The sequence below is a fragment of the Reichenbachiella sp. genome, assembly GCF_039941815.1.
Classification (GTDB): domain Bacteria; phylum Bacteroidota; class Bacteroidia; order Cytophagales; family Cyclobacteriaceae; genus Reichenbachiella.
This window is the reverse complement of record NZ_JBDVDW010000051.1, coordinates 1-1597: the sequence shown is the minus strand read 5'-3', so window position 1 is coordinate 1597 and position 1597 is coordinate 1. Positions and strand designations below refer to the sequence as shown.

The window sequence follows — 1597 nt, the reverse complement described above, 5'->3', positions numbered from 1 at the left end:
TCCAATGGTCGTTATCGAATTCTTGGGGTATCCTTATACCGTAATACAGCAACTGCATCTTGATATAGCTCTTGATCTGGCGCATATCCTTGACCAGATCGTTCCTGCGACGGAAAAGGCTCCGCAGTTGCTCCCTGCACTTGTCCGGCACACAAATACCGCTCAACCTGGCGTCCTTGAGCTCCCGTGCTATGAGTTGGGCATCGATCCTATCCGTCTTGGTATGGCGCTCCTTGCCCCGCCTGAATATATCGGCCGGATTGACCACCAAGCTGCGCCAGCCATAACCTACAAAGCACCGGTGTGCACGGTATCCGCAACAGCCCGCCTCATAAGCGGTGGACACTTCATAACCTGTATAATGCTTGGCTACATATTCATTGAGCAGTTCGGCATCGGGCGGCATGCTAAAAGTCTTTCCGGATGACAGATCCGTCGCACAGTGTACCTTCCAACTGCGTTTGTGTATGTCGATACCAATGAATAACTTAGGTGTAGCAGTAATTTGAGTGTTCATATCTTTGATTTTTAGTTCATCTTAAAGATACTCGACTTACTGCTTTTACATAGATGCTAACCGCAATTACGGCGGATTCGACTACGTCCGAATCCACTCGGAATTGCTAACGCCAGTTCTTAACCGAAAATCACTATCTTTAATCCCGTAACTGACGGTTATACGAAACCGTTGGGTGTAATTTGAGCGAAAATCTACAAATTTGAGTATTTTACCAAAAATTGGTATATTTGATTAAAATTAAAACGGAATGAAAAATACATCAATATCGCTCGGAAATTATTTTGACCAGTTTGTACAAACTCAGGTTTCTGCTGGACGTTACAAAAACGTAAGTGAAGTAATCAGAGCTGGACTTCGATTATTGGAAAATGAAGAAAGTAAAGTTATTGCGTTAAGAAATGCTATTCAAGAAGGAATAGATAGCGGAATTGCTCACGATTTCGACCCTAAAAAAAATCTTGAGGAATTAAAAGCTAAACGCAGACAGAATGGCTAAATACGAATTGACCAATAAGGCTGTAGCTGACTTAAATGGAATTTGGGAATATACAGTTGAAAATTGGTCTGAAAATCAAGCCGACAGATATTACGATATGCTTCTGGATATTTGCCAAGACATTGCTAACAATCCAGAACTTGGAAAAAATTATGACGGAATTAAATCTGACCTTTTCGGGCTAAAAGCAAATCGACACGTAATATTCTATCGCAAATCAGAAGTGAACCCAATTGAAATCACGAGAATTTTACACGAACGAATGGATTTGAAAAGGAGAATAACCGAATAATAAAAACTACACCCAACAATGGCTCCTATGAAAAGCCCTAGTCCAGTTCTCTAAAGTTAATATTTTATTTTTTATTGGTCCATAATGTTGATTTTGGGGTGTTGGATTGTTGGCAACCCTTTCCAGCATAATGCTTGGTTGTCAATATTTCAACACCATATATAACTTGCTCCGCATCCTATATGTGGTCCGTGCTTTGGGCATGGCCACCGGCATCTGTATGATCATAAGTTATAATAAGCCCGGTCACTTGCTAACCGATGTGGTTCCCGCCAGCGGCGGGACCACC

The 1597-nt window shown here is 41.8% G+C and carries 3 protein-coding genes; 2 read left to right on the top strand and 1 reads right to left on the bottom strand.

All coding sequences use genetic code 11. The features are described 5' to 3' along the window. Nucleotides 1-517, bottom strand: a 517-nt coding sequence (locus ABJF11_RS11840; protein ID WP_348120067.1) for a transposase, incomplete at its 3' end; no start/stop codon positions are given. 250 nt (nucleotides 518-767) lie between these two features. Here ABJF11_RS11840 and ABJF11_RS11835 point away from each other — a divergent pair. Next, the gene (locus ABJF11_RS11835; protein WP_143381536.1) at nucleotides 768-1016 is read left to right on the top strand and encodes a type II toxin-antitoxin system ParD family antitoxin; all 249 of its coding nucleotides are present in this window, start codon (nucleotides 768-770) and stop codon (nucleotides 1014-1016) included. Next, nucleotides 1009-1308, top strand: a complete 300-nt coding sequence (locus tag ABJF11_RS11830; protein WP_348120066.1) for a type II toxin-antitoxin system RelE/ParE family toxin — start codon at nucleotides 1009-1011, stop codon at nucleotides 1306-1308. The genes ABJF11_RS11835 and ABJF11_RS11830 overlap by 8 nt, the downstream gene beginning before the upstream one ends. Nucleotides 1309-1597: the final 289 nt, after the last annotated feature.